Source organism: Candidatus Limnocylindrales bacterium (genome assembly GCA_035626395.1).
Classification (GTDB): Bacteria; Desulfobacterota; Binatia; order UBA1149; family CAITLU01; genus DASPNH01.
On sequence record DASPNR010000044.1, the window covers coordinates 189,476 to 216,308 of the forward strand.

21 protein-coding genes are annotated in these 26,833 nt (G+C 68.2%); 5 read left to right on the plus strand and 16 right to left on the minus strand.

Going from position 1 to position 26,833, the window contains the following annotated elements:
• Nucleotides 1–3: 3 nt before the first annotated feature.
• The 7 genes from VEC57_20265 to thrC form a co-directional block, all read right to left on the minus strand.
• Nucleotides 4–1,188, minus strand: a complete 1,185-nt coding sequence (locus VEC57_20265) for an acetyl-CoA C-acetyltransferase (protein HYC01477.1) — start codon at nucleotides 1,186–1,188, stop codon at nucleotides 4–6.
• A gap of 96 nt (nucleotides 1,189–1,284) precedes the next feature.
• Nucleotides 1,285–1,689, minus strand: coding sequence for a cobalamin B12-binding domain-containing protein (locus VEC57_20270; protein HYC01478.1), 405 nt, complete (start codon nucleotides 1,687–1,689; stop codon nucleotides 1,285–1,287).
• Between the two features lie 32 nt (nucleotides 1,690–1,721).
• The gene (locus tag VEC57_20275) at nucleotides 1,722–3,335 is read right to left on the minus strand and encodes a methylmalonyl-CoA mutase family protein (protein HYC01479.1); all 1,614 of its coding nucleotides are present in this window, start codon (nucleotides 3,333–3,335) and stop codon (nucleotides 1,722–1,724) included.
• A gap of 170 nt (nucleotides 3,336–3,505) precedes the next feature.
• Nucleotides 3,506–4,285: an adenylate/guanylate cyclase domain-containing protein gene (locus VEC57_20280; GenBank protein ID HYC01480.1), complete on the minus strand. Its 780-nt coding sequence runs from the start codon at nucleotides 4,283–4,285 to the stop codon at nucleotides 3,506–3,508.
• Nucleotides 4,279–5,364, minus strand: a complete 1,086-nt coding sequence (locus VEC57_20285) for a hypothetical protein (GenBank protein HYC01481.1) — start codon at nucleotides 5,362–5,364, stop codon at nucleotides 4,279–4,281. The genes VEC57_20280 and VEC57_20285 overlap by 7 nt, the downstream gene beginning before the upstream one ends.
• Nucleotides 5,365–5,383: 19 nt before the next feature.
• Nucleotides 5,384–6,340: a class II fructose-bisphosphatase gene (glpX, locus tag VEC57_20290; GenBank protein HYC01482.1), complete on the minus strand. Its 957-nt coding sequence runs from the start codon at nucleotides 6,338–6,340 to the stop codon at nucleotides 5,384–5,386.
• Between the two features lie 13 nt (nucleotides 6,341–6,353).
• Complete coding sequence (thrC, locus tag VEC57_20295; GenBank protein HYC01483.1) at nucleotides 6,354–7,406, minus strand: threonine synthase; 1,053 nt, start codon at nucleotides 7,404–7,406, stop codon at nucleotides 6,354–6,356.
• A gap of 292 nt (nucleotides 7,407–7,698) precedes the next feature.
• Between thrC and nth the strand changes: the two genes are divergently transcribed.
• The gene (nth, locus tag VEC57_20300) at nucleotides 7,699–8,367 is read left to right on the plus strand and encodes an endonuclease III (GenBank protein HYC01484.1); all 669 of its coding nucleotides are present in this window, start codon (nucleotides 7,699–7,701) and stop codon (nucleotides 8,365–8,367) included.
• 160 nt (nucleotides 8,368–8,527) lie between these two features.
• Complete coding sequence (locus VEC57_20305; GenBank protein ID HYC01485.1) at nucleotides 8,528–9,577, plus strand: chemotaxis protein CheB; 1,050 nt, start codon at nucleotides 8,528–8,530, stop codon at nucleotides 9,575–9,577.
• A gap of 4 nt (nucleotides 9,578–9,581) precedes the next feature.
• On the opposite strand, the gene VEC57_20310 is transcribed toward VEC57_20305, so the two are convergent.
• On the minus strand, nucleotides 9,582–10,907 hold the full coding sequence (locus tag VEC57_20310; GenBank protein ID HYC01486.1) for a homoserine dehydrogenase: 1,326 nt from the start codon (nucleotides 10,905–10,907) through the stop codon (nucleotides 9,582–9,584).
• A 181-nt stretch (nucleotides 10,908–11,088) separates the two neighbouring features.
• Here VEC57_20310 and VEC57_20315 point away from each other — a divergent pair, with 181 nt between their 5' ends.
• Nucleotides 11,089–12,567 carry a hypothetical protein gene (locus VEC57_20315; GenBank protein ID HYC01487.1) on the plus strand — a complete coding sequence of 493 codons (1,479 nt, stop codon included), beginning with the start codon at nucleotides 11,089–11,091 and terminating at the stop codon, nucleotides 12,565–12,567.
• Nucleotides 12,564–13,742, plus strand: a complete 1,179-nt coding sequence (locus tag VEC57_20320; GenBank protein HYC01488.1) for a hypothetical protein — start codon at nucleotides 12,564–12,566, stop codon at nucleotides 13,740–13,742. Before VEC57_20315 ends, VEC57_20320 begins: the two co-directional genes overlap by 4 nt.
• A gap of 37 nt (nucleotides 13,743–13,779) precedes the next feature.
• On the opposite strand, the gene alaC is transcribed toward VEC57_20320, so the two are convergent.
• The 3 genes from alaC to VEC57_20335 form a co-directional block, all read right to left on the minus strand.
• Nucleotides 13,780–14,958, minus strand: a complete 1,179-nt coding sequence (alaC, locus tag VEC57_20325) for an alanine transaminase (GenBank protein ID HYC01489.1) — start codon at nucleotides 14,956–14,958, stop codon at nucleotides 13,780–13,782.
• Between the two features lie 46 nt (nucleotides 14,959–15,004).
• A complete protein-coding gene (gene lipA / locus VEC57_20330) occupies nucleotides 15,005–15,892 on the minus strand; it encodes a lipoyl synthase (GenBank protein ID HYC01490.1) in 888 nt (295 codons plus the stop codon).
• A gap of 88 nt (nucleotides 15,893–15,980) precedes the next feature.
• Nucleotides 15,981–16,508, minus strand: coding sequence for a DUF4823 domain-containing protein (locus VEC57_20335; protein HYC01491.1), 528 nt, complete (start codon nucleotides 16,506–16,508; stop codon nucleotides 15,981–15,983).
• Between the two features lie 205 nt (nucleotides 16,509–16,713).
• On the opposite strand from VEC57_20335, the gene VEC57_20340 reads away from it, so the two are divergent.
• The gene (locus VEC57_20340) at nucleotides 16,714–17,601 is read left to right on the plus strand and encodes a prohibitin family protein (protein ID HYC01492.1); all 888 of its coding nucleotides are present in this window, start codon (nucleotides 16,714–16,716) and stop codon (nucleotides 17,599–17,601) included.
• Nucleotides 17,602–17,654: 53 nt separating this feature from the next.
• Here the strand turns inward: VEC57_20340 and VEC57_20345 are convergent, their stop codons facing one another.
• The 5 genes from VEC57_20345 to recG all read right to left on the minus strand — a co-directional run bounded on the left by VEC57_20345 (nucleotide 17,655) and on the right by recG (nucleotide 26,725).
• A complete protein-coding gene (locus VEC57_20345) occupies nucleotides 17,655–20,897 on the minus strand; it encodes an efflux RND transporter permease subunit (protein HYC01493.1) in 3,243 nt (1,080 codons plus the stop codon).
• Nucleotides 20,894–22,114: an efflux RND transporter periplasmic adaptor subunit gene (locus VEC57_20350; protein ID HYC01494.1), complete on the minus strand. Its 1,221-nt coding sequence runs from the start codon at nucleotides 22,112–22,114 to the stop codon at nucleotides 20,894–20,896. The genes VEC57_20345 and VEC57_20350 overlap by 4 nt, the downstream gene beginning before the upstream one ends.
• 34 nt (nucleotides 22,115–22,148) lie before the next feature.
• Nucleotides 22,149–23,723, minus strand: coding sequence for an efflux transporter outer membrane subunit (locus VEC57_20355; GenBank protein HYC01495.1), 1,575 nt, complete (start codon nucleotides 23,721–23,723; stop codon nucleotides 22,149–22,151).
• Nucleotides 23,720–24,433 (minus strand): TetR/AcrR family transcriptional regulator, encoded by a 714-nt coding sequence (locus tag VEC57_20360; protein ID HYC01496.1) that lies wholly within the window; start codon nucleotides 24,431–24,433, stop codon nucleotides 23,720–23,722. The genes VEC57_20355 and VEC57_20360 overlap by 4 nt, the downstream gene beginning before the upstream one ends.
• Nucleotides 24,434–24,526: 93 nt before the next feature.
• Entirely contained in the window at nucleotides 24,527–26,725 is a 2,199-nt protein-coding gene (gene recG / locus VEC57_20365) for an ATP-dependent DNA helicase RecG (protein HYC01497.1), read from the minus strand.
• Between the last annotated feature and the right edge of the window lie 108 nt (nucleotides 26,726–26,833).

Sequence of the window (26,833 nt, forward strand, 5' to 3'; positions counted from 1 at the left end):
TGGTCAGGCGCGCTCGACGATGAGCGCGATGCCCTGGCCGCCGCCGATGCACAGCGAGGCGAGGCCGAGGCTGACGTCGCGCTTCTTCATCGCGTGCAGCAGCGTCACCAGCACGCGCGCGCCGCTTGCGCCGATGGGATGTCCGAGCGCGACCGCGCCGCCATTCACGTTGACCCGGGACGGGTCGATCTTGAGCTCGGCCAGCACGCCCAGCGACTGCGCCGCGAAAGCCTCGTTGAGCTCCCACAGGCCGATGTCCTCCTTCTTGATGCCGGTCCTGGCCAGCGCCTTCTCCGAGGACGGCCACGGGCCCATGCCCATGATGGCCGGGTCGACGCCGGCAGAGGCCGCGCCGCGAATGTACGCCAGAGGCGTCAGGCGTTCGGCCTTGGCGCGCGCTTCCGACATCACCACCAGCGCCGCGGCGCCGTCGTTGATGCCCGAAGCATTGCCGGCCGTGACCGTGCCCGCGTCCTTCTTGAAGGCCGGCTTGAGCTTGGCCAGCACGTCGATGGTCGTGCTCGCGCGCACGTGCTCGTCCTTGGTGACCTTGATGGGATCGCCCTTCTTCTGCGGAATCTCGACGGCGAAGATCTCCTCGTCGAAGGCGCCCGAGGCCTGCGCCTCGCCGGCCTTGCGCTGGCTGGCGGCGGCGAACTCGTCCTGCGCCTCGCGCGAGATGCCGTACTTGCCAGCCACGTTCTCGGCGGTGATGCCCATGTGCGTGAACGTGATGGGACACGACAGGCCGTCGGAGATCATGGAATCGACGATCTGGTCGTGGCCCATGCGGTAGCCGTACCGCGCCTTGGACAGCAGGTACGGCGCCTGGCTCATGTTCTCCATGCCGCCGGCCACGATGCACTCGGCGTCGCCGCAGGCGATCGCCTGTGCAGCCAGAGCGACTGCCTTCAGCCCCGAGCCGCACGCCTTGTTGACGCCGTAGCTCGGGACCTCCTTGGGCACGCCGGCCTTCAGGGCCGCCACGCGCGCCGGGTTCAGGCCCAGGCCCGCCGCCAGCACGTTGCCAAGGATGACCTCATCGACCGAGGACGCGTCGATGCCGGCCCGGCGAATGGCTTCCGCGACGGCCAGCCCGCCCAGCTCCGGGGCGGGTTTGTCGACAAACGCTCCGCCGAAGCTGCCGATGGCCGTTCGCGTTGCACTTACGATGACTGCCTTGCTCAAACTCGTATCCTCCTTGCTGCGGCTGCCTCCTTGGCATGCCGCGCTCGCTCCGAAGCGCGCAAGACGCCTCCGAGCATCCTACGCACCCGGCGGTGCTCAGTCTCGCGCCTGAATGTTGGTCTTGATCCAGTCCACGATGTCCTTGGTGCTGGCGCCCGGGGTGAAGACCTCTTTGATCCCCAGCGACTTCAGCTCCGCAATGTCTTCTTCCGGGATGATGCCACCGCCGAAGACGGGAATCTCGCCTACGCCCTTGGCCTTGAGGAGCTCGAGAATCTTCGGGAACAGCGTCATGTGCGCGCCCGACAGGATCGACAGGCCAACGCAGTCGACATCCTCCTGGACGGCGGTCTCGGCGATCATCTCCGGCGTCTGATGCAGACCCGTGTAGATGACTTCGAAGCCCGCGTCCCGCAGCGCCCGCGCGATGATCTTCGCGCCCCGATCATGACCGTCCAGGCCGGGTTTGGCTACCAGGATTCTGAGAACGTTTTCCGACACCTTTGCTCCTTTTCCTCTTCCAATCCCTGCGATCAGATGGTGGCGGGGTCCTGGTAGACGCCGAAGACCTCGCGGTAGACGTCCGAGATCTCCCCGACCGTCACGCCCGCCCGCACCGCATCGACGATGGGGGGCATCAGGTTCGTTCCGTCCGCCGCTGCGTCGCGTACCGCCTGGATGCGCCGGGCAACCTCGGCCTTATCGCGACGGGCCTTGAAAGAGGCGACCTTGGCGCGCTGGTCGCGCTCGACGGACAGGTCGATCTTGAGGATCTCCAGGGCCCGAGCCTCCTCCATCGTGTAGCCGTTGACGCCGACGGTGATGTATTCGCCGTGGTCGGTGGCCTGTTGGAAGGCATAGGCGGCATCGGCGATCTCCGCCTGCGGATAGCCGATCTCGATGGCGCGGACGATGCCGCCCATCTCGTCGATGCGCCGGATGTACTCCTGCGCCTCGCGCTCCATGCGGTCGGTCAGCGCCTCGATGGCGTAGCTGCCGCCGAGCGGGTCGACGGTGTTCACCACGCCGCTTTCCTCGGCGAGGATCTGCTGCGTGCGCAGCGCCACCGTCACCGCCTCCTGCGAAGGCAGCGCCAGAGTCTCGTCGAGCGAGTTCGTGTGCAGCGACTGCACGCCGGCCAGCACGGCGGCCAGCGCCTGTACCGTGACTCTCACGACGTTGTTGAGCGGCTGCTGCGCGGTCAGCGAAACGCCCGAGGTCTGCGCGTGCGTGCGCAGCAGGCAGGCGCGATCGGTCTTGGCGCCGAAGCGCTCGCGCATGATGCGGGCCCACAGGCGGCGAGCGGCGCGGATTTTGGCGATCTCCTCGAGGAAGTCGTTGTGGACGTTGAAGAAGAAGCTGATGCGTGGGCCGAACTCGTCGGGATCGAGGCCGCGCTCCACGGCTGCCTGCACGTAGCCGATGCCGTCGGCCAGCGTGAAGGCCAGTTCCTGCACCGCCGTCGCGCCGGCTTCGCGGATGTGGTAGCCGCTGACCGACACCGGATGCCAGCGCGGCACCTCGCGCGTGCAGAACTCGATCATGTCGGTGACGATGCGCAGCGCCGGCTCGGGCGGGCAGATCCACTCCTTCTGCGCGATGAACTCCTTGAACATGTCGTTCTGGATGGTCCCGCCGAGCTTCTTCCAGTCGCAGCCCTGACGCTCGGCCACCACCAGATACATCGCCAGAAGAATGGAGGCCGAACAGTTGACCGTCATCGAGGTGGTAACCTCGTCCAGACGGATGCCGGCAAAAAGCGTCTCCATGTCTTCGATCGTGGAGACGGCAACGCCCTCGCGTCCCACTTCGCCTTCGGCGCGGGGATGATCGGCGTCGTAGCCCATCAGCGTCGGCATATCGAAGGCGGTGGAGAGGCCACCGCCGCCGTGGGCGAGCAGGTACTTGAAGCGTTCGTTGGTGTCGGCGGCGCTGCCGAAGCCCGCGAACTGACGCATCGTCCAGGGCTTGGTGCGATACATCGTCGGATAGACGCCGCGCGTGAAGGGGTACTTGCCGGGCTCGCCGATCTCGCCGTGCACATCGGAGGCGCCGTAGCACTCGTTCAGCTCCATGCCGGAGATGGTCGAGTGCTTGGGGCGGATCGGCCTGGGATCGAACTTTCGCGCTGCGTTGCCGCTACTCATGAATGCCTCGTGTCCCTTGGAAAAGGACGCGGGACTATAGCCGGGACGGTATCGTTAGGAAAATCGGGGGCATAGGAAGTGCGGACGCGACTCGACGATGTTGGTCGACGTGCAGGGACCGGTCGCGCCGATACGCTCCGACCCATGGATGGCTTCCGCCGTCGCTCCGCTCAGGCCGGATCGAAGCCTGTCAGGCAATAGGTGACGACGGGCTCGGCGATGCCCTTGGCCTCGGCCGGCGGCATCTCGCGCAGCTGGAAGCGCGGGTCGCAGCGGATCCGTACCGCCTCGGTGACCAGGATGTCGGTGCCGTGCACGCGCGTCAGATCCTCGACGCGCGAGGCGACGTTGACGTTGCGGCCGAGCACGCCGTACTCCTTGACGCTGGACGTCCCGAGCACGCCGGCCACGACCGGACCGCGGTGAATTCCCATGCCCATCGCCAGCGTGGGCAGGCCCTGTTCGCGAAGACGCTCGTTGTACGCCGTCAGCGCCGCACGCATCGCCAGCGCCGCGTGAAGCGCGTCGTTGGTGTGCCAGGGGTTGGGCTCGAGCGCTCCGAACAGCGCCAGCAGCCCGTCGCCGATGAACTTGGAGAGGTAGCCGCGGTTGGCGGCAATGGCCTGCCCCATGCTTTCGAAATAGCCGTTGAGCACCACCATCAACTGCGACGGCTCGAGCTCCTCGGCCATGGGCGTGAAGTCCTTGAGGTCGGCGAACAGGATGGTGATGTCCTTGGTCTCGGCCTCGGTGGCGATGCCGTCGGCGATGATGCGCTCGACGATCTCGTGGGGAGCGAAGCGGGTGAAGGCATTCTCGAGCGTCTCCAGCTCGGTCGTCGAGCGCCGCAGGCGCAGCTCCAGATCCTCGAGGCGCCCGGCGACTCTTCGAAGCTGCCACAGCGACGCTGCCGCGACGGCCGATGCTATCGCCGCCAGGAGGGTCAGCACATCTGCAGCAGCACGCTCAGACGAGCGGCCGAATTGGCTGTGGCTGCCATCCCCGCGGCTTCGATGACCTCTTCGGCCGGCAGCGATGCCGCCAGCTTCCGCGTCTGGGCCTGGATCTCGATGGGCCGGTATCGCACCGTCTCGCGCGCGTAGGGAACCAGCAGCGCCTCCCTGGCATCCAGACGCGGCGAGGCCAGGTTGGTCAGGATCTGCGTGACCTCGCCCGATCCGAGCCCCTCCGCCTGCAGCTCGCGGCGGGCTTCCTCTTCGACGTAGTCGCACGAGAGCGCGCGACCGATGACGGCAACCATCAGCAGCTTGCTCCGCCGCGGCAACACCGGCGATGCCAGCGATTCATCGATCGCGGAGCGAAGCAGGTGGGCGGCGTAGCAGCCGTCCAGCGCGCGCACCAGGCGGACGAAAGGCGGGTCGTTGCGCACCGGCAGCGCGAAAGGCGCGTGGCGCTTGAGCCTGAACTTGCGCGCCAGCAGCGGCCGCGCAAGGCGCATCAGCGGATTGTCCAGCATGTGCTCCATGGACTCGGGCGGCAGCGCGAACATGGTCGAGAGCCGGTTCGAGTAGCTGGAGAAGGCCGAACAGGCGGCGATCTCGGAAATGGCGGCGCGCGTCAGCCCCGCATCGAGCAATGCCTGCATGTCGGCGGCAGCGGGCCTGGGATTGGCGTTGGAGAGCTTACGGGCGAAACGCAGCGCCGCCACCTCGGCCGCCGTCAGATCGGCCAGATGAGCATCGCGCTCGATGCGGTCGATCATGTCGTCTTTGTATCCGAGTACGCGAAGGACCGTGCGCGTGGCGCCGTAGCAATAGCGGCACGAGTTGTCCTGGCTGACGGCGAAATGGATGAGATCCCAGAGCCGAAGCGGCATGTGGGCCAGCCTGCCATCGACCGAGCCGGCGAACGTGCGCACCACCCACGGCACGCGTCCGAGCCGCGGCCCCCACGCCAGCAGCATTCCTCCGGTAGCGGCCTTGATCTCCGCTTCCAGCGGCGCCGGCAGCGCCGCTGGCTCGAGCCAGCACTCTCCCCACTCGATCTGTGCGGCGCTGGCCGTGCTCATCACACCCTCGCGTTCCGTCTCAATAGCTCGGCTTGAACTCGAAGCGGTGGTGCGTCTCCAGGTAGCGCACCGTTCCGCTCTGCGAGCGCATCACCACGGAGTTGCTGATTGCGCCGCCCTTGGTGAACTTGACGCCCTTCAGAAACGCACCGTCGGTGACGCCGGTGGCGGCCAGCATGACGTTGCCCCTGGCCATGTCCTCGATGTCGAGCTTGACGGAGGCATCCTTGATGCCGAGCCGGTAGAGCTCGTCGCGGTCGGTGTTGCCGCGCGGCACGAAGCGGCACTGCATGAACCCGCCCAGGCACTTGATGGCGACGGCCGAGACGATGCCCTGGGTCGCGCCGCCGGTGCCGAGAAGCAGATCCACGCCCGAATCTTCCTTGCCGGTTGCCATCGCGGCGGCGACGTCGCCGTGCGGAATCAGCCGCACGCGCGCGCCCGCTTCGCGAACCTGCTCGATGAGCGCGTCGTGTCGCGGCCGATCGAGGATCACCACCGTCAGATCCTCGACATAGCACTTTCGCACTTCGGCCAGGCGCCGGAGGTTCTCGGCCGGCGACAGATCCAGGTCGACCACGCCGACGCCGTCGGGGCCCACCGCGATCTTGTCCATGTAGGAGCCTTGCGGGCAGCGCAGGAAGGAGCCGACGTCGGCCAGCGCCATGATGCACATCGCGTTGGGCCCGCCGAGCGCGCAGCTCGTCGCGCCTTCGAGCGCGTCCACGGCGACTTCGACCTCGACGCCGGAGGAGCCCAGACGCGTGCCGGTGATCAGCGCGTCGCCCACACCATGCACCGCATCGCCGAGCACGATCTCGCCTTGGAATGCGCCCACTGCCGTGAAGGCATGCGAGATGGCCTGCGCCGCCGCGCGCTCGGGCGCCATCTCATCGCCGCGGCCGTTTTCGCGCGCGGCCGCCAGGGCGGCGGCCTCGGTGACACGGACGAGCTCGAGAGCGAGGTTTCTTTCCATCGAGGGCTGCTCCCTACAGTCCCATGACGTCCAGCACTGTGTCCAGGTCGGCCGGGACACGCACGGGCTCGGGGCAGGATCGAATGGCGCTGTCAGGATCTTTCAGGCCGTGGCCGGTAAGGGTGCAGACCACGATGGCGCCGGCGGCGATGGCGCCCCTGTCGGCGAGCTTTCGCAGCCCCGCGATGGACGCGGCCGAGGCAGGCTCGGCGAACACGCCTTCGCTGGCCGCCAGGAGCCGGTACGCCTCCATGATCTCGGCATCGGTAACCATGTCGATGACGCCTCCGGACTCGTCGCGCGCCGCCTCGGCTTTCTTCCAGGAGACGGGATTGCCGATACGGATCGCGGTGGCGACCGTCTCCGGCGCTCCCACCGGATGGCCACGGACGATGGGCGCGGCGCCGGCTGCCTGAAAGCCCATCATTTTCGGCTTCCCATTGGTCACGCCCGAGTCGAAGTATTCGGTGTAACCCATCCAATACGCGGTGATGTTGCCGGCATTCCCTACGGGCAGGACATGGTAGTCGGGCGCGCGTCCGAGCGCCTCGCAGATCTCGAATGCCGCCGTTTTCTGCCCCTCGAGGCGAAACGGGTTGATGGAGTTCACCACCGTCACGCGCCGGCGCTCGGCCACGCCCGAGACGATGCGATACGCGTCATCGAAATTGCCTTGGACGGCAAGCACTTTGGCGCCATGCATGACAGCCTGGCTGAGCTTTCCGAGAGCGATGTTGCCGTCGGGGATGATGACGAAGCAGTCCAGGCCGGCGCGCGCCGAGTAGGCGGCCGCCGAAGCCGACGTGTTGCCCGTGGAGGCGCAGATGACGGCGGTGGCGCCCTCGGCCACAGCCATCGTGATGGCCATGGTCATGCCTCGGTCCTTGAAGGAGCAGGTCGGGTTCAGGCCTTCGTACTTGACGAATACCTGCGCCTTCAGGCCCAGGTGCTCGGCAAGGCGCGGGACCTCGATGAGCGGCGTGTTGCCCTCGTGCAGCGTGACCGGCGCAAGGTCGCCCACGGGCAGGCGGTCGCGGTAGTACTCGATCAGGCCTGGCCAGCTCATCTCATGGTCCTTGACCCGCCGCCGGCGATGCTGGGCCGGGCGGTGCCATAGGCAGCCCCGTTGTACTGGCTACCGGTCGTGTCTCCAATCCTGCGGCTGCAGGGAGTCTGCGCGTGCCGCAAGCGGCAGCGGCCGCTCGCGGCCCGCGGATCCTCCGCGACTCGGCGAGAGCTGGCCGCACGCGCACCTGTCCGTGAGCGCGCGTTGAGCCAAGGTCGGTGGCTATGCACACGCTGCCGTCTCTTTGCCGCAACCCTGGCGGCCGCCGGGCACGGCTGCTACGGAAGCCGGCGTGGCCAGGGAAGCTCCGCCGGAACGCAAGGCACGAGCGCGCCGCATCGTGCGCAAGCTCTTCGCCGCGCACCCCGATGCCAGGTGCGCCCTCGACTTCGGCAATCCCTTCGAGCTGATCTGCGCCACCGTGCTGTCGGCACAATGTACCGATGAGCGCGTCAACAAGGTCACGCCCGAGCTGTTCCGAAAGTATCCGAGCCCGAAGGCGATGGCGGCTGCGCGGCCTGCCGAGCTCGAGAAGCTCATCCAGTCCACCGGTTTCTACAAGGCCAAGACTCGTTCTCTTCTGGGCCTGGCAGGAGCCCTGCACGAGACCCATGGCGGCCGCGTGCCGCGGACGATGGAAGAGCTTGTCGAGCTGCCGGGCGTCGGCCGCAAGACCGCCAACGTCGTGCTCGGCAACGCCTATGACGTTCCCGGCATCGTCGTCGACACGCACGTCTCGCGCGTCTCGCAAAGGCTCGAGCTGACGGCCAACAGCGACCCGGTCAAGATCGAAACCGATCTGATGTCTCTGGTCCCGAAGAAGGACTGGACCCGGTTCTCTCATGCAATGATCTTCCACGGCCGCCGCATATGCGTGGCGCGAAAGCCCAAGTGCAGCGAATGCCCGCTGTTCGCGGATTGTCCGTATCCGCACAAGGTGCCGGACACGCAGCGCCGCTGAGCGGTCCCCCACATCCGCACAATCGTTCGCTCGCGTGGCCAAAAAGCGAGCTCGCCGCCTTCCACCGCCCCGCCCGACTGTTAGCGTGTTCCCTGAGACGAGCCGCATCATCGCTCTCATCTGCGCCCGAGCGCCGTCTGCACGACTCGTCTGATGCGTCATGGCCGGCCACGACATCATCGTCATCGGATCCTCGGCTGGCGGCTACCGCACGCTCACCCGGCTGATGGAAGAGCTGCCGGCGGACCTGCCGGCGGCGATCTTCGTGGTCCAGCATCTGACGCCCGATCGCGACACACGTCTGGCCTCGCTGCTGCAGAAGAACACGCAGCTGACCGTGGAGACCGCGCGCGACGGCGGCGACATCGCACGCGGAACCGTTTACGTGGCGCCTCCGGATCATCACCTTCTCGTGCACGGCGGGCGCATCCGCACCGTTCGCGGCCCCAGGGAGAATCTTCACCGACCGGCGGTGGACGTGCTGTTCCGATCGGCGGCCTGGGAGTTCGGCACCAGGGTGATCGGCGTCGTGCTGACCGGCAATCTCGATGACGGCTCGGCCGGCCTCTCTGCGATCAAGACGTGCGGCGGCTTGACCGTCGTGCAGGATCCCGCGGATGCTCTCTTTCCATCGATGCCGGCCCATGCCCTCGCGGCCACGGAGGTGGATCATTGCGTGCCGCTGGCGCGGATGCCGCAGCTGCTGTCGCGTCTGGCCCGCCAGCCGGCTCCCGCGCGGGATGGCTATCCGGTGCCGAACCGCATCAAGCTGGAAACGCAGTTTGCGATGTTGGAGCGCGACATGAGCGCGATGGACGAAATCGGAAAACCGTCGGAGCTCGCATGCCCGTCCTGCCACGGCACGCTGTGCGAGGTCGACGGCGAAAACCGCTTCCGCTGTCACACCGGCCACGCTTTCTCGCTGCAATCGCTGGCGCACGCGCAGCCAGAAGCAGTCGAGGAAGCGCTGTTCCAGGCCGTCCGTGCACTGCAGGAGACGATATCCGTGGCGAAACGCGTCGCCCTCGGCGGCTGGGAGCCCGAGCGCAAGGCGCGGCAGGAACAGAAGATCGCCGAGATGACCGAGGCTGCCGATACGCTGCGGGCGTTGCTGGTCGGTGCAGCGGGAATGGGCATCGACGCGTCGCAGCCGACGGACGCTTCGCCGTCTGGCGGAATGCCGTCCGATTTTGCCGACGACGCGCGCTGAGCGCTCAACCCTCCTCGCCCAGCTTCTCCTCCACCCGGATCACCGCCGGCCTGGCCCGCACCTCGCGCAGCCGGGCGATGGCGGCCAACGCCTTTGCCAGCGCCGCTTCCTTCGTCCGGTGCGTGCGCATGACCACCGGCACCGCGCCCTGACTCGGCTTCTCGTGCTGCGCCACGGTGGCGATGCTGATGCCGACCTTGGCCAGAATCGAGGTGATCTTGGCCAGCGCGCCGGGCTTGTCGCTGAGCTGGAAGCGGATGTAGTGCTCGTGCTCGATCCTGCTCATCGGCACGACCTTGGCCTTCTGCAGGTTGCCGGTGGGCTGCCCGAACGGCGGCACCAGCGGCGAGCCGCCGGCCACCAGCACGCGCGCGGTGTCCATGAGATCGGCGACCACGGCCGTAGCCGTGGGCATCATTCCTGCGCCGCGGCCGTAGTAGACGGACGTGCCGAGCGCGCTGCCGCGCAGGCACACCGCGTTGAAGGGACCGGAGACCTTCGAGAGCAGGTGCGAGTTGGGCACCATGGCCGGATGGACGCGCGCCTCGATGCCGCCGTCGGTCTGCCGGGCCACCGCCAGTAGCTTGATCGTGTAGCCGAAGTCGCGCGCGTAGGCCATGTCGATGCCGGAGACGGTGCGAATGCCTTCGACGTGCACCTGCTTGGGATCGATGAGCTTGCCGAACGCCAGCGTCGTCAGGATCACGAGCTTGTGCAGCGAGTCCAGGCCATCGACGTCGTAGCTGGGATCGGCCTCGGCAAGGCCCATCTTCTGCGCGCGCGTGAGCACGTCCGCGAACTCGCCGGCGCCCGCGGCCATCTCGGTCAGGATGAAGTTGCAGGTGCCGTTGACGATGCCGTAGACCTCGAGGTTGCGGTCGCCGGCCACCGCTTCCTTGAGCGTCCGGATGACGGGGATGCCGCCGCCGACGCTGGCCTCGAACCCCAGCCCCACCCCGTTCCGCTCCGAGGCGGTGGCGAGCTCGACGCCGTGCGCGGAAAGCACGGCCTTGTTGGCCGTCACCACCGCCTTGCGCGCCTGCAGCGCTTCGAGCTGGAAAGTCCGCGCCGGCTCCAGCCCTCCGATCAGCTCGACGACGATGTCGACGGCCGGATCGTGGATCAGCTCGCGGGCGTTGGTCGTCAGCATCTCCCTGGGCACCTTGACGCCGCGATCGGTCTTGATGTCGAGGTCGGCGATCCTGGCCAGGCGCAGCGGCACGCCGAGACGGGCCTTGATGCTGGCAGCGTTGTCGCGCAGCACCCGCACGACGCCCGTGCCGATGGTCCCGAAGCCGATGAGGCCTACCCCGATCTCTTTCTTGGCCATGGATCTCCTCGTCTCGCGGTGATGGCCGCCGGGCGGGCGGCCGTTTCCCGAGGTACAAGGACCGCTGCGGGCGAGCAACCGCCGTTGCGCGTCCGCCAGGCGGCGCCGGCAGAGCGACGCGACGGAAAAATCCGCGTCGACTCCGTTGCTAGCCGTGGCGCTGCGTCGTTAGGCTTGGCGCATGCTCAACATTGCCGTTCTCGCACTCGCTTTCCTTCTCGCTCAGCCGTTCCCGGCGATCGCCGGCGTGGAGGACCCGCCCGACCCCGGCGAAGATCTGGTGATGCCGGATCCGGCAGACCTGCGCGAGATCTACAATTCCCTCAATCCCCACGTCTACGTCCTGGACTGGGACGAAGTCCGCTGCGGCAGCGAGCGGGTCGACCGTTGCGAAGACGAGCTCGGCGGAACGATCGAGGTCGTCGACGGCGCGGGCTGCTTCTCCCAGATCAAGCTGGTCGCGGCGGGCCTGGCATCGAAAACCACCAAGCTCGCGCGCTTCAACAAGCGCGATGATCTGCGAAGGCTTCAGCCCGACGGAAGTCTGATCGACGTTCCGGCGCAGACCGACAAGCAACAGCTGGTGACTCTGGCGCGTGACGGCCAGCTCGTCAGCATGCGCGCGGTGCTGCGCGACGAGGAGTCGCGTCCGCCGGGCGTGACGATCGGCGTGCGCGGCTGCCGTTGCCGCTGCATCGTCTGGGAGATGACGGACCCGCAGGTAACCAATGCCGCCAAGGGCGCCGTCGGTCTGGTTCCGGTCTCGGACGGAGGCGGCGAGGACATCGTGCGGCTGATCATGAACACGCTCGGCCAGAACCACCGGCACGCCGTCATCTTCACCTCGCCGAGCGAGATCCGGCACAACACCTCCTACGACGAGATCGACGAGGACGACCTCGAGAGCAACAACAAGCTGAAGCCGGCCGTGCTGCGCAACGCTCAGCCAGGCATCACCAGCGAATCGGTGTCTTCGGCACTGGCCACCGAACGTCTGGGTTACAGCGGCCTGCTGCTGAAAACCGCGCCGGACATCATCAGCCAGGCCGGCGCCGAGGCCGCCGCCGACGTCGCACTGGCCACCGAGGGCTACTACAAGATCAGCGACTACAGCGGCCTCGATGGCATGGTCCTGCCCTACGCCGGGCCAGGCACCAACGACTACGACACCGACGACCTCAAAGGCACGATGTGCTCGGGGCTGGTCCACTACGCCTACACCGACGTCGGCTTCGTCCTGACCGAGACGTTCTACGGCGCGTCCATCCGCAACGACGTGGCCGAGATCCTCCACGATCAGATCAAGGACGACATCAAGGCCGGGCTCGGCTTCTGGCAGGCGATCGGCAACTTCCTCACCGGAAGCGCCAACAAGATCGCCAATCAGGTCACCAACTGCTTTGCGGGCCTGGGCTGCGACGACAACACCGATACCTGGGAATCGGGCGTCGGTTCGGCCAACACCGTCTCGCCCGACAACCTGCTGCCCGAGGAGTTCGACGTCACCGGCTCGGGAGAAGCGCCATGGGGCAACGGCTTCATCGAGGCCGGCGACCACGTGGTCAATCCCAACGGCGCGGTGCAGACGCCGTTCAGTGTCATCGAGCCGATGAACGTGCTGGGCACGACGTGGAACGAAACCGAGTACATCCTGTGGTGAAAGCGGCCGTGCGCATCGCCGTTGCCGCTGCCGCGTGTGCAGCGATGACGACGCCTGCGGCCGGTGACGGTGTCGGTCGCGGTGCATCCCATCTGTCCTTGGCCGCGCGGCCGTCGCTGCCGCAGGCGCGCGCTGCGGTCGAGGTTGATCGCAAACCGCTCATCGAGTCGGTGTCGATCGATCCGCAGCAGCCGTGCCGAGGACAAAGCGTGCAGGTACGCGTGCGGCTCCTGCCGCACGCTCGCGATGCGAAGGTCTCCATCGCCGGCACGGCCGGGACGGCGGCAATGGTTCGTCTCGGGCGCGCCGGCCGCAGGCGCATCGGCATCGTCGCTCGCGACTGGGCCGACGGCATCCACATCGAGCGACGGCGCGTGAAGGTTGCCGATTGCGACGTCTCCGAGCCGTCCATCGAGGTCGACGACGTCGGCGACGGCCGCGTTGCCCTGCGCTACGTCCACCCGTCCTCGGGCGTGCGGGCCAGGGCGTATCGGTGGCTGCCAGGCGACGGCACTCTGGCCACGACCACCGAGCCCGTTCTCGTTCACGACTACTCGATGCCGTGGCAGCCGCGTGCGACGGCGACGTGGGTCGTGCAGGCTCAGGCCGTAGCCGACGACGCAGACGTTTCCGCTCGTGCGGCCGTGACCCTCGCCAATCCATGGTGGCTGGCCAGCCGCAGCGGAACGACCTGGTTGCGGACGCGCACGCAGCCGTTCGCGGTCAAGGCATCGGACGAAGAAGCGGCGCTCGTGCAGATGGAAATCGCCGGCGACGGGTCGGGCGCGACGCTCGACCACGTCACGCTGCGGGGCTTTGCTTGCGCCGACCTCGACCGGGCCCTGCCGGCGCAGCTCGCGGCGACGGCGATGTCGCGTCAGAGCATGGAGCCGCGAGGCTGGACGTTGGTGCAGGTGGCGGTTCCGGCTTCGCTGTGGAGCGAGCCCGTGTGCCGCGTCGAGGTGCGAATCCACGCACGCACGGCAGACGGAAGGCCTGCGCTGGCCATGGGTGCCGCCGAGCTGGCGCCCGCCAACGCAAGACGGCTCGTCACCGATCGCGCGCTGCTCGAGCGCCTGCGACAGGCGCGCAAGCAGCTGGGACGTTCGCAGATCTCGCAGCGCGACTTGCGCGTCCTGGCAGCGCAGGAGCGTGCAGCATCGCTGCATCCTTGAGCGCGATCGCGGCCGCGCCTGCTCGCCGTAGCCGCGCCTACTCGCCGCCGAACAGCCGCCGCAGCCCGCGAATCGCCTGCCGCATGCGATGGGGATTCTCGATCAGCGCGAAACGGACGTACTCGTCGCCATACGGGCCGAAGCCGATTCCGGGTGACACCGCCACCTTGGCTTCGGCCAGCACGAGCTTGGTGAACTCGAGCGAGCCCATCTTCACGAATTCGTCCGGAATGCGCGCCCACACGAACATCGTCGCCTTGGGACTCGGCACCTCCCATCCGACGCGCGCCAGCCCGGCGATCAGCGAATCGCGTCGCTCGCGATACGTGGCCACGATCTCCGCGACGCAGTCCTGCGGGCCGTTGAGCGCGGCGATGGCCGCGATCTGCACGGGGTTGAACATTCCGTAGTCGTAGTACGACTTCACTCGCGCCAGCGCAGCGATCATTTCGGCGTTGCCCGCTACGAAGCCGACGCGCCACCCGGGCATGTTGTAGGTCTTGGAGAGCGTGTACAGCTCCACGCCGACCTCCTTGGCTCCCGGCACCTGCAGCAGGCTCGGCGCCTGGTAGCCGTCGAACACCAGCTCGGCATACGCGTTGTCGTGGATGACCATGAGGTCATTGTCGCGGGCGAACTCGACCACCCTTTCGAAGAACGACAGGTCCACCACGGCCGTGGTCGGATTTGCGGGGAAGCTCAGGATCAGCAGCTTGGGCCGCGGCCACGCATCGCGCACCGCCTCCACCAGGCTGTCGAAGAAGTCCTGCCCCGGCAGCAGCGGCACGTGGCGCAGATCGGCGCCGGCGATCACGACCGAATACTGATGGATCGGATATGTGGGCGACGGGCAGACGACGGTATCGCCGGGACCGACGAGCGTCAGCACGAGATGGCCAAGGCCTTCCTTGGCGCCCATCGTGCAGATCATCTCGGCGTCGGCATCCAGCTCGATGCCCCACTTCCGGCGGTACCAGTCGCACGCGGCCAGACGCAGCTTGTAGAGACCGCGCGATACCGAGTAGCGATGATTGGCCGGCTTGGTCAGCGCCTCGGTCGCCTTCTCGACGATGTGGCGCGGCGTGGCGCCGTCGGGATTGCCCATCGACAGGTCGATGATGTCCTCGCCGCGCCGCCGCGCCGCCATCTTCAGCTCGCCGACGACGTTGAAGACGTACGGCGGCAGGCGCTTGATGCGCGCGAAATCGCGGCTCATCGTCCTGCGCCCCTGCACGCGGTGACCAGGCGCGCGCAGCCGATGCTCATCGCTGCGGTCCCGCGGAGGCTGCGTAGAGCCGGTCGGCACGATAGGAGGAGCGCACCAGCGGCCCCGAGGCCACTTCGGAAAAGCCGAGCTCGCGTGCTTCGCACGCCAGCTCGTCGAACTCCTCCGGCGGAAGATAGCGCGAGACCGGTCGATGCTCCCGCGTCGGCCGTAGATACTGGCCGATGGTCAGCAGCTCGCAGCCGGTGGCGCGGATGTCGCGGAGCGTTTCGCTGATCTCGGCGCGCGTTTCGCCGAAGCCCACCATGATGCCGGTCTTGACCACGCCGCAGCCGTCGGACCGCGGCGCCTGCGCCGCGATGCGCAGCACCTCGAGCGAGCGCTCGTACTTCGCGCGCCCGCGGACTTCGGGCGTCAGACGGCGAACCGTCTCCATGTTGTGCCCGAAGACCTCAGGCCGAGCCGCAAGAACCTGCTCGATCAGCTCGCGGCGCCCGTTGAAATCGGCCGTCAGCACCTCGACCTGCGAGCCGGCGATGCGCTCGTGCAGAGCGGTGATGGTGGCCGCGAACTGCCCTGCTCCTTCATCGGCCAGATCGTCGCGGGCAACGGTGGTCACGACAATGTAGCGCAGGCCCAGCGCCGCCGCGGTCTCCGCCACTCGCGAGGGCTCGTCGGGATCGGGCGGCAGCGGCCGGCCCGTGGCGACCGAGCAGAACTGGCAGCGGCGCGTGCAGGTATCGCCGAGCAGCATGAACGTTGCGGTGCCGCTGGAGAAGCACTCGCCGATGTTGGGACAGCGGGCTTCCTCACACACCGTTACGAGGCGGCCCTGGCGCAGCTGCCGCTTCAGCGAGTCCGAGGCCGCCAGGTGGGGCGTTGCGCTGACCACCCATGGTGGAAGACGATGCGCGGAAGCCGACATACGGCGGTTATAAAAGGAGCGGGCGGCAGCCGGAAACCCGTACGCCGACGGCAGGTGCATTTCGCGCAGCCGCTCGATCGACAACAGCTCAGTAGCGCAGCAGTCCCCGCACCAGGCGCTCGAACTTGTCGCCAAGCATCTCTTCGAGCGGCGGATTGCCGCTGAGGTACTGCTGACGCCCCTGTGCCTTGTACGATGCCGAGCGCAGGAGGTCGCCGGTGGCGACATCGCGAAGCGCGATCTCGAGCGTCAGCCGGTCGGGCAGCCTGGCCGCCCACGTCGAGTCCCGATCCTTCCACTCCTCGATGCTGGCGACACAAAGGAGCTCGGCGCCCGCGCGGCGCGCGCGATCCATGGCAGCCGCCTCGGTCGGTGCCTCGACGAGCTCGACCGCGGCGACGCCGGGCTCCAGCGCCCGTACGATGCGAGCGCCGAGGATGAGACCGGCGTCGTAGGCAAGCCCGTCCTGCGTGACCAGGTACGACGGAACGAAGACAGCAACCGAGGCAGTCGCGGCGGAAGGCCCGCGCCTGGTCGTCGGCGAGACGGCGCCGCCGGAGCTGCAGGAGGCGGCGACGAGGCTGACGACGACCATTGCAACCGATCGTGCGCGCATCCTCTTCGCGTAGAGGGCCGGCAACGCTTTCGACGATGGTATCGGCATCGGCATGACCGACTATGGCGAAGATATCTCGGGCGCAAAGAGCACTGTCCTGGGATCGCCCGTCGCTGACGGCGCCGGGCGGGGCCGTCGCCAGCGCAGCCCGACTTCCTTGCGCCGCGGTTTGACCGCACATGCCCCCGCCAGCCTAATCGCGTCCATGGCTTTCGATCCCAACAAACCCTTTCCGCCGCCCGGGCTGCTCGGGCCGGCTACCAATCCCCCGATTCTGCGTTACCTGCCGGCGCTCGGCCTCGCCGCGCTTCTCCTTGCCTTTGTCGCCTACTCGGCCACTTACCAGGTACCGCCGGGTCATCGCGGCGTGGAGGTACGGCTGGGACGTGTCTCGCCGGACTTTCGTGGCGAGGGCTTCGGATTCAAGACTCCCTTCCTCACGCAGATCTACGCGATGAGCATCCGCCAGCAGACGCGCGACCTGGTCGCCGAGTGCTATTCGTCGGACCTGCAGCAGGTCAACGCCATGGTCAAGGTGCTCGTGCGCATCCCGGAGCAGTCGGTCGTGCGCATCTTTCAGGAGTACTCGGGCGAGCCTTTCGAAACGCTCGTTGCGCCCCGGGTGCAGGAAGCGCTGAAGGAAGTCACGGCGCTCAGCAGTGCCGAATCGATCGTCAAGAACCGGGAGGGCATCAAGCAGAAGGCGCTCTCCTCCGCCCGCAGCAAGGTCGGCGATCTGCTGGAGATCCAGGACCTCGTCATCCAGAACCTCGAGCTCACCGACGAGCTCGAGGCCGCCATCGAAGCCAAGATGGTTCAGGAGCAGGAGGCGGCCAAGGCCAAGTACACGCAGCAGAAGGCGGAGATCGAGGCGCAGACGGTGATCATCCGCGCCAAGGCCGAAGCCGAATCCATCCGCATCCGCGGCAGCGCGCTGACGGAGAACCCTTCGCTGATCGGCCTGCAGATCGTCGAGAAATGGGACGGCACCGCGCCGCTGGTGGTCGGCGGCGGTGCAACCGAAGGCGCCGCGGCGGGCGCTGCCAACATCCTGCTCCCGCTCGGAGCGCTGCAGCGCACTCCGCAGGAGTGATTGCGCCGCGGCCAGCCCGACTCGAGCAGCCGCAGCTGGCGCGCCGGTGATCCCTAGGACTGCTCGGCTTCCGGCCGCGGCCGGCGCGGCGGGCGCGCACCGAGCACGGGCAGCGTCACCGTCGGCCGCAGCGATCGCTGCCGCACCATCGCCGGCAGCAGCCGCAGATCCTCGACGATCAGATACAGGCACGGCACCAGCACCAGCGAGACGAACGTCGCGAAGACGACGCCGAAACCCAGCGACACGGCCATCGGCACCAGGAACTGCGCCTGCAGGCTGCGCTCGGTCAGGATCGGCACCAGGCCGATGAACGTCGTCGAGGAAGTCAGGAAGATTGCGCGGAAGCGCGCAGGGCCGGCCTCGCGCACGACCTCGACCGCGGGCCGTCCTTCCGCTCGCCGCTCGTTGATGTAGTCGACCAGAACCAGGCTGTCGTTCACCACCACGCCCACCAGGGCGACGATGCCGAAGATCGACAGGAACGTAAGGTCCAGCCCGAGCATGCCGTGCGCGAAGATCGCGCCGATGACGCCGAACGGAATGGCGCTCATGACCATCATCGGATGGATGTAGGAGCGCAGCGGGATGGCCATGAGCGCGAAGATCATGACCAGGCTGACCCCGAGGCCGGCCATCATGCTCGACATCGCCTCGCGCTGCTCTCGCTGCTCGCCCTCGAAGTCCCAGGTCAGGCCCGGGTAGTCCGAGACCAGGCTCGGCAGGATCGTCTTCTGCACGTCGGCCACGATCTTGTTCGCGTTGCCGGCGCGCGGGTCCACCTCAGCCGTCACCTGCACGACCCTGCTGCGGTCGGCACGTTCGATCAGCGCGTAGCCACGGCCGAACTGCACGTCGGCGACGGTGGCGAAGGGAACCTCGGCGCCCGACGGAGTGCGCACGCGCATGTCCTCGAGCGTGGCCAGCGTGCGGCGCTGCTCCTCGGGATAGCGCACCATGACCTTGATGTCTTCGCGGCCGCGCGCGACGCGCTGCGCCTCCTCGCCGTAGAAGCCCTGGCGCACCTGCCGCGCCAGGTCCGACAGCGTCAGTCCGAGCGCTTCGCCTTCGGGCTTGATGACGAGCTTGATCTCTTCCTTGCCGGGTCGGAACGAGTCGGCCACGCCGTAGACGCCCGGATACTGGCCGATGGCGTTTTTCAGACGCGAGGCCGCTTCCTGCAGGTCGTGCATGTGCGTGCTGGCGAGCTGAATGGCGATCGGCGGCCCCGGATTGAACAGGCTTGCCGTGTAGAGCAGCTCGGTCGCGTCGGCCACCGGACCGGTCAGCTCGCGCCAGCGCCGCGCGACCATCGCGCTGTCGAAGTCGCGCTCCTCGGACGCCGCCAATTGCAGGTTCACTTCGCCGAGGTGGGAGCCCGTGCTCGCGCCCTCGGACAGGCCCGCGTTGCGACGCTGCGCGGCTCGGTACGGCTGCTCGCCCACCGTCGACAGCACGTGCCGGAACGCGCCGCCGGGCGTCTCGGTCTCCGCGTCGAGCTCCTTGCGAAGCTGCTCGGCCGACGCCTCCAGGCGCGCGAGCACGCCCGCCGTCACTTCCCGCGGCGTTCCCTGCGGCATCGTCAGCAGCGCCACGACGTTGTCGGCTTCGGCCTCGGGGAACCAGGCCAGTCCGATCCAGCCGCCCATCACCGCGGCTATGCCGAGAATGACGACCGAAGCCGCGAACGATGCGGTCCAGTATCTCCACTCCAGTGCCCGTTCGAGGAACGGCGAGTAGATCGTGCCGACGAACCACTGAAGGCCGGCGTTGCACTTGTCCTGAATGGCGCGCCATCGCATCGCGATGGGCCCGACGTTCTTTTTCTCGTCGTGCGCGACCACGTGCCGCAGGTGGGCCGGCAGCGTCAGCTGCGAGTCGACCAGCGAGAACAGCAGCGCCGGGATCACCGCCAGCGGAAACGTGCGCATGATCTTGCCGGTGGCTCCGGGCAGCCACAGCATCGGCAGGAAGGCCGAGCACGTCGTCAGCACGCCGAAGATCACCGGCTTGGACAGCTCGGTGGTGCCGGCGATGACGGCGTCGAGGCCGCGCAGGCCGTCCTCCTTCTTCTTGTAGACGTTCTCGGCGATCACCGTTGCATCGTCGACGACGATGCCGAGCACCATGATGAAGCAGAACAGCGACAGCAGGTTGATCGAGATGTCCAGCGTCGGCATCAGCCACAGCGTTCCCAGCAGCGAGACGGGAATGCTGAACGTCACCCACAGCGCAAGGCGCATCTGCAGGAACAGCGCAAGATTGACGAACACCAGGATCAGCCCCTGGATTCCGTCGTTGGCCAGCGTGTGGATGCGGCTGCGAAGGATGCGCGCCTCGTCGTTCCAGGTCGTGATGGAGACGCCCGGCGGCAGGCGCCGCTGCATGTTGCTGGTGTACTCGCGCACGACCGTCGAAATCTCGAGCGCGCTCTGATCGCCGACTCTGCCGATGTCGAGCAGCACGGCCGGCTTGCCGTCGAAACGCGCGCCCTGGTCGGTCTCGGCAAAGGCGTCGCGGATGGTGGCGATGTCGCCGAGCAGCAGCCGCGTGCCGTCGGGGCGCGTGCGCAGCACGAGCTTCTCGAACTCGGCGCCGACGTAGGCCTGCCCCTTGGTACGCAGCAGGATCTCGCCCGCCTGCGCGCGGATGGAGCCGCCGGGAAGATCGAGCGAGGAGCGGCGAACGACTTCGGCGACCTCATCGAAGGTCAGGCCGTAGCGCCGCAGCGTCTCCTCGGACACTTCGATGCTGATCTCGTAGGGGCGCGCACCCACCAGATCGACCTGCGAGATGACGGGCGTCGCCGACAGCTCGTCGCGCACCTGCTCGCCGAGTCGCTTGAGCGTCATCTCGTCGGTGTCGCCGTAGATGGCGACCGAGATGACGTGGTAGCGGATGGTGACCTCCGAGACGATGGGCTCCTCGGCCTCGACCGGGAAGCTGTCGATGGCATCGACCTGGCTCTTGACGTCGTCGAGCAGCTCGCGAGGGCTCGTTCCGGTCTGCGCCTGCACCACGACCGCGCCGACGTTCTCGGCGGCCGTCGAGGTGATCTTCTTGACGCCCTCCAGCCCGGCGATCTTCTCCTCGATGCGGATGTTGATGGTCTCCTCGATCTCGGCCGGCGAAGCGCCCGGGTACAGCACCGACACCGTGACCATGTCGGTCTCGAACTCGGGGAAGATCTCCTGCTTGATCGTGGGCAGCGTCAGCAGTCCGCCGACGAAGATGACGGCGATCAGCAGGTTGGCGGCGACGCTGTTGGCCGCAAACCAGGCGATGACGCGGTTCATGTGCCGTGCCCCTGACCGTCGTCGGTGACGCCGATGGCCAGCGGCTTGCTCGTTGCATCGGCCTTGCCCTCCTCCACGCGCACCTGCATCGCCTCCACGGCAACCTCCAGCGGCGAAACGCACACCCGCTCGCCGCCGCGAAGCCCTTCGGCAACCAGGACGCGATCGCTCTCGCGGCGCAGCACGCGCACGTCGCGGAAGTGCAGGCGGTCGTTCTCGTCGACGACGAGGACGCGGTCGGGGCCTCGCATGGCCGCCCGCGGAACCGCGATCACGCCCGCGACCTTCTTTCCCAGCACGTCGACGTCGACGAACATTCCGGCAGCCAGCGGCGGACGATCGGCATCCACGCGTGCGTACGGATCGCGCACCTCGACGATGGCGTGGATGACGTGCGTGGCCGGATCGACCTGGCCCTCGGTGCGCACGATGCGTCCGCTCCAGCGATGCTCGCGGCCTGCGAAGCGCGCGCGCACGATGGCCTCGGGCCCTGCCGGCGGCGCGCCATCGCCGCGGAACCCCAGATCGACGTCGAGAAAGGCCAGGTCCTCATCCGGCAGCGGCACGCGGATCTCGGCGGCATCGGTCGAATACAGGCGCGCCAGCGGCGTGCCGCGCGCCACGTACTGCCCCCTGTCGACCTGCTCGCTTCGCACGCGGCCATCGAACGGCGCTCGCACGACGGTGCGCGCAAGATCGGTCTTGGCCTGCTCGAGCACGGCGCGCGCAGCCGCCAGACGTGCGCGCGCTTCGGCCATCTGCGGCCGCCGCGCCACCAGTGGCGGGGCATTCCCGCCCCGCAGCGACTTCCACTCTCGAACCGCCACCTCCGCCTCTGCTTCCTCCATCGCCACCTTGACCTCGGCCTGCGCGACGTCGGCCTTGGCGCGCTCCACCGCCAGCTCGTAGTCGTGTGCTTCGATGCGAACCAGGACGTCGCCGGCAGAAAAGAAGCCGCCGCTGGCCAGCGACGGCGCGACGTCCAGGATCTTGCCCGACACTTCCGCAACGAGATCGATCTCGGTGCGCGGCGCCACGCGCCCCTGCGCGCGAACGATCAGACGCTCCTCAGCGGCCTCGACGCGCACGACGCGCACCAGCGGCGCGGGCGGCGTATGGATCTCGGGCTCGGCCTGCGGGCGCGCAACGACCATCAGCACCGCGATCACGATCGTGCCCATCAGCGTCAGCAGCGGAAACAGAACCTTCTTGTTCATACCGTCACGAAGCCCTGCCTGGCTGCATTCGCCGCTATGCCGGCTCGCCTGTGGATGATGGGGCGTTTCGCGCTTCGCGTCTGCCGGCGTCGTGGCCGCCTCGGTCGGTCGTCGCAGGCGCCGCGAACCCGCCGCCGAGCGCAAGATAGAGGTTGATCCGCGTTTCCAGGCGCTGGCGCCGCGCATCCAGAAGCGCCGCGCGCGCCTCCAGCGAGCTGCGCTGTGCCTGCAGAACCGTCACGTAGCTTTCCAGACCGCCATAGTAGCGCTCGGCCGCGAGCTGCTCGGCGGCTTCCGACTGCTCGGCCGCTCGCGCCAGGGCGTCGACGATCTGCGCAAGATGCCGCTCGTCGGCAAGCGCCGTCTCGACCTCGGAAAACGCACGCAACGCAACCGATGCGTATTCGGCCATGGAGGCGTGCGTGCCGGCATCGGCTCGGGCGACCGCGCCGCGCAGGCGACCGCCCTGGAACAACGGCTGCACCAGATTGGCGGCGATGGTCCAGACCGCGAAATCGCCGTCGAGAAGGTCGGCCAGATCGTCGCTGAGCGTTCCGGCGCTGCCGGTGATGGCCAGGCGTGGAAGCAGCGAGGCCCTGGCGGCGTAGAGGCGACGATCGGCGGCGAACACGCGCTGCTCGGCTTCGGCAAGATCGGGACGGCGCGCCAGCAGCTCGGCAGGGATGCCTGCGGGCACGGCCGCCACCGGCTGATCGAGCGCACCGGTGGGAACGAGGTCGGCCGCCGGGTAGCGGCCGAGCAGGACCTCGAGCTGCCGCGCCGTGCGCTCGAGCAGCGAGCGACGCTGCGCGACGCGAGCATCGGCGGCCGATGTCTGCGTCAGCGACAGCCGCACGTCGAGCGGCGAGCGCGTGCCGCGTTCGTAGCGCTCGGTGACGTGTGCGCTGCTCTGCAGGTAGCTCTGGCGGGTAGCCTCGGCCAGCGCGAGCTGCTCGCGCGCCTCCACGAGCGCGAACCACGCCTTGGCCACCTGCGCCGCCAGCGAGAGGCGCGCGCCTTCATAGGCGACGCGTGCGGCTTCGGCCTCGGCCGCCGCGGCCTTGTGCGTCGCACGGATGCGGCCCCAGAGGTCGAGCTCCCAGCTCAGATCGAGGGAAACGCCGAAGTTGTTGGAGGTGCTGCTCAGCGGGCCGCTGTCGGCGTTGGTGGTGCCGCCATCGGCATTGGTCGCCGTCGGAACGATGTCGGGAAAGCCCGTGAAGACCTGACGGCTGCGCGCGGCATTGGTGCCGAGCTGAAGCTGCGGATACAGATCGGCCCCCGCGATGCGCGCCTCTGCCTGCGCCGCCAGCACGCGCGCGGCCGCCTGCTGCAGATCGAGATTGCTCGCGAGCGCTTCGAGGATCAGCGCGTCCAGCGTCGGATCGCCCAGCTCCTGCCACCACTGCGGCCGGATCTCGCCGCCGGCGCCGTCACCGCCCGCGACCCATTGCGGCGGCGTCATGGCGGCCACGGACGCCTTCGTCTCCAGCACGGCGCGATTGTTTTCCGCCGACATCGCGCAGCCGCAGCACGCGGCTGCCATCAGCATCATCGCCGGCGACCTCCAGCGGCCGCGCCGTCGCTGCTGCCGCACGCGCGCTTTCATCGCTCGTCCTCGTCGCGCGAGCTGGTATCGATGGCCGGCGCGCGCAGGCCGGCGGCAACGAACGTCACCCAGCGCCGGACGAACAGCGCCGTGTCCGCATTGGGATCGATCCGACCCTTCGACAGGAGCTTCACTTCGTCCGGATGCACCAGCGATGCCGCCATCGCGGCGATGGCGAAGTGAAAGCGGTAGAACAGCTCCTCGCGTGGAAGATGCGGCAGCTGCTGGTGCAACGCTTCGACGAATCGTTCGCCCACCTCGTCGAACTGCTCGTAGAAGATCTGGCGGATCGCGAGCTCGGGCTCGGTGTGCACGCGTCCGACGAGCGTGGCGATGACCGACCAGCCGTCGGCCTGCTCGCGCGCGGCCTTCATCACCGGAAGCATGAGCAGCTCGAGGATGTTCTCGATTGGAATGCTGCGGTCGCGATGCCGCTCCTGCAGATCGTCGAGCAGGGCGAGCCGCTCCCGGTTGACGGGATCGAAGCGCCGGCCAAAGACGGCACGGATCAGCTCGTCCTTCGAGCCGTAGTGGTAATGGACGGCGGCAAGATTGACGCCGGCGTCCGCGATGACGTTGCGAAGGGACGTGGCGGAGAAGCCCTGGCGGGCAAACAGCGCCTCGGCGGCGTCGAGGATGCGCTCCTTGGTAGCGCGGGGATCCTTTTCGTCCCCCGCTCCGTTGTCCGGTCTGTTCGCGCGGATGGCCAAGCCAGCACCCGTTTCAATCGCGTGATTGAATCGGCCGTTTGAGACCGGAAGTCAAGTGGAGAGGCCAGCTATCCACTGCACCGCGGCGTCGTCCTACCCGACCTGGCTCAGGTCGAGCCGCCCAGCCCAGCGCTGCTCGATGGCGCGGCGCAGCTCGGCCGACTCCGGCAGCGCGAGCCGCGGGTCCTTCTCGAGCCACTGCGTGGCGGCCTGACGGGCGCTCGCGAGCAGCTCGGCGTCGCGCACCAGATTGGCGGCGCGGAAGCTCGGCGCTCCGGCCTGCCGCGTGCCCAGATATTCGCCCGGCCCTCGCAGCTTCAGGTCCGCTTCGGCAACCGCGAAGCCGTCGTTGGTCGATTCCATCACGCGCAATCGCTCAAAGGACTCGGTGCTCTGGCCGACGTCGGCAACCAGGCAGCAGAAGGACTCCTGCGAGCCGCGCCCCACCCTGCCGCGAAGCTGATGGAGCTGCGCCAGGCCGAAGCGCTCGGCGTGCTCGATGACCATGATCGTGGCGTTGGGAACGTCGATTCCGACCTCGATGACGGTGGTGGCAACCAGCACCTGCACGTCCCCCGCCTTGAAGCTGCGCATGACGGCATCCTTCTCGCTCGCCTTCATGCGACCGTGCAGCAGCCCCACGCGAAACTCTCGGAAGACCGTCTGCTTGAGCTGCTCGGCCATCGACGTGGCATCGGCAACGTCCATGGCCTCCGACTCCTCGATGAGCGGGTAGACGATGTAGCACTGGCGGCCCTCGCGCATCGCGGCCGCCATTCGCTCGTAGAGACGGCCGCGAGCGCTGGTGCGGATCACCCGCGTCGTCACCGGCTGGCGGCCCGGCGGCAGCTCGTCGAGGAAGCTGACGTCGAGGTCACCGTAGAGCGTCAGCGACAGCGTGCGCGGAATGGGCGTGGCGGTCAGCAGCAGCGTATCCGCGCGTGCGCCGGCGCGGCCGTCGGCCCCGACCGCGGAAGTCTGAATCGCCTGCCGCTGCATGACGCCGAAACGGTGCTGTTCGTCGACGATGGCCAGGCCCAGGCGCGCAAAGTCCGTCGTCTCCTGGATCAGCGCGTGCGTCCCGACGATCAGGCCCGCGTGTCCGCCGGCGATGGCCTCGCGCACCTCGCGCGCCGCCGCCGCTTTCAGGCTGCCGGTGAGCAGGCGGATCTCGATCCCTTCGGCCTCCGCCCACGGCCGCATCGTGGCGAAGTGCTGCTCGGCCAGCAGCTCGGTCGGCGCCATCACCGCCGCCTGGTAGCCGGCGGCGATCGCCTGCAGCGCAGCAGCGAAGGCGACGACCGTCTTGCCGCTGCCGACGTCGCCGTGCACCAGGCGATTCATCGGCTGCTCGCGCGCCATGTCGCCGGCGATCTCGTGAATCACTCGTTTTTGCGCACGCGTGGGCGTGAACGGCAGCCGCGCGAAGAAGCCGCGTATGCGCTCATCGCTGCGCGGCAGCACGATGCCGGGCTGCCGCTGGCGCTCGGCGCGCCGAAGGCTCATGCCCACCTGCAGCGCGAACAGCTCCTCGAAGATCAGCGAGCGGTGGGCTTCGGTGGCCGATGCGTGCAGCGCCTCGATGTCTGCATCCGGCGGCGGTGCATGCACGTAACGCAGAGCCTGCGCGACCGGCATCAGGCGCGCGCTGCGGCGCACCGGCTCGGGCAGCACGGTGGCTGCGTCCTGGCACAGCTCGTCGACGACCTGCGCGACGATGCGGCGCATCGCGCCGAGCGGGATCTCCCCGGGCTTCTGATAGACCGGCAGGATGCGCGCCAGGCGCGACGCCAGCGTACGCAGCTGGGCCCCGGATCCCGCCGCCGCGGGCGAGCGCGCCGCGCGAGCCTGCGCCGCCGCGTCGATCTCGTCGTCGGCGATCGTGATCGCTTCGATCTCCGGATGCACGATCTGCAGCCCGCCGCGCGGCGAGGCCTCGACGCGCCCGTGCACGAGCCACGCCGTGCCCTCGCGAATGCGCTCCTTGAAATACGCCGTCTGATGGAACCAGAGGAGCTCGGCCCAGCCGCTCTCGTCGGCCAGGAGCGCGCGCAGGATCGCGCCGCGCCGCCCCGGCCGCCTATGCTCGCGCACGCCCGTGATGCGGCCGACCACGGTGGCCTCGCCGCCGGTGCCGGCCTCGCGCAGCGTGGTGATGGAACGGCGATCCTCGTACCGGAACGGCAGATGGAACAGCAGGTCTTCGAGCGTGCGAAGCCCGGCCTTCTCGAGCAGCTCGCCCCGACGCGGGCCCACGCCCTTGATGAACTGGACGGAGTCGGTCAGCTGCACCGGCTCAATTCATCGCGGTCATGGAAAAAAGCCAGCGGCCCGGTGCACCCGCAAGCATTGGTGCCTGGCGAATCCGCACGAGCTGTTGGTCGGAGCGTTTTACCGTCG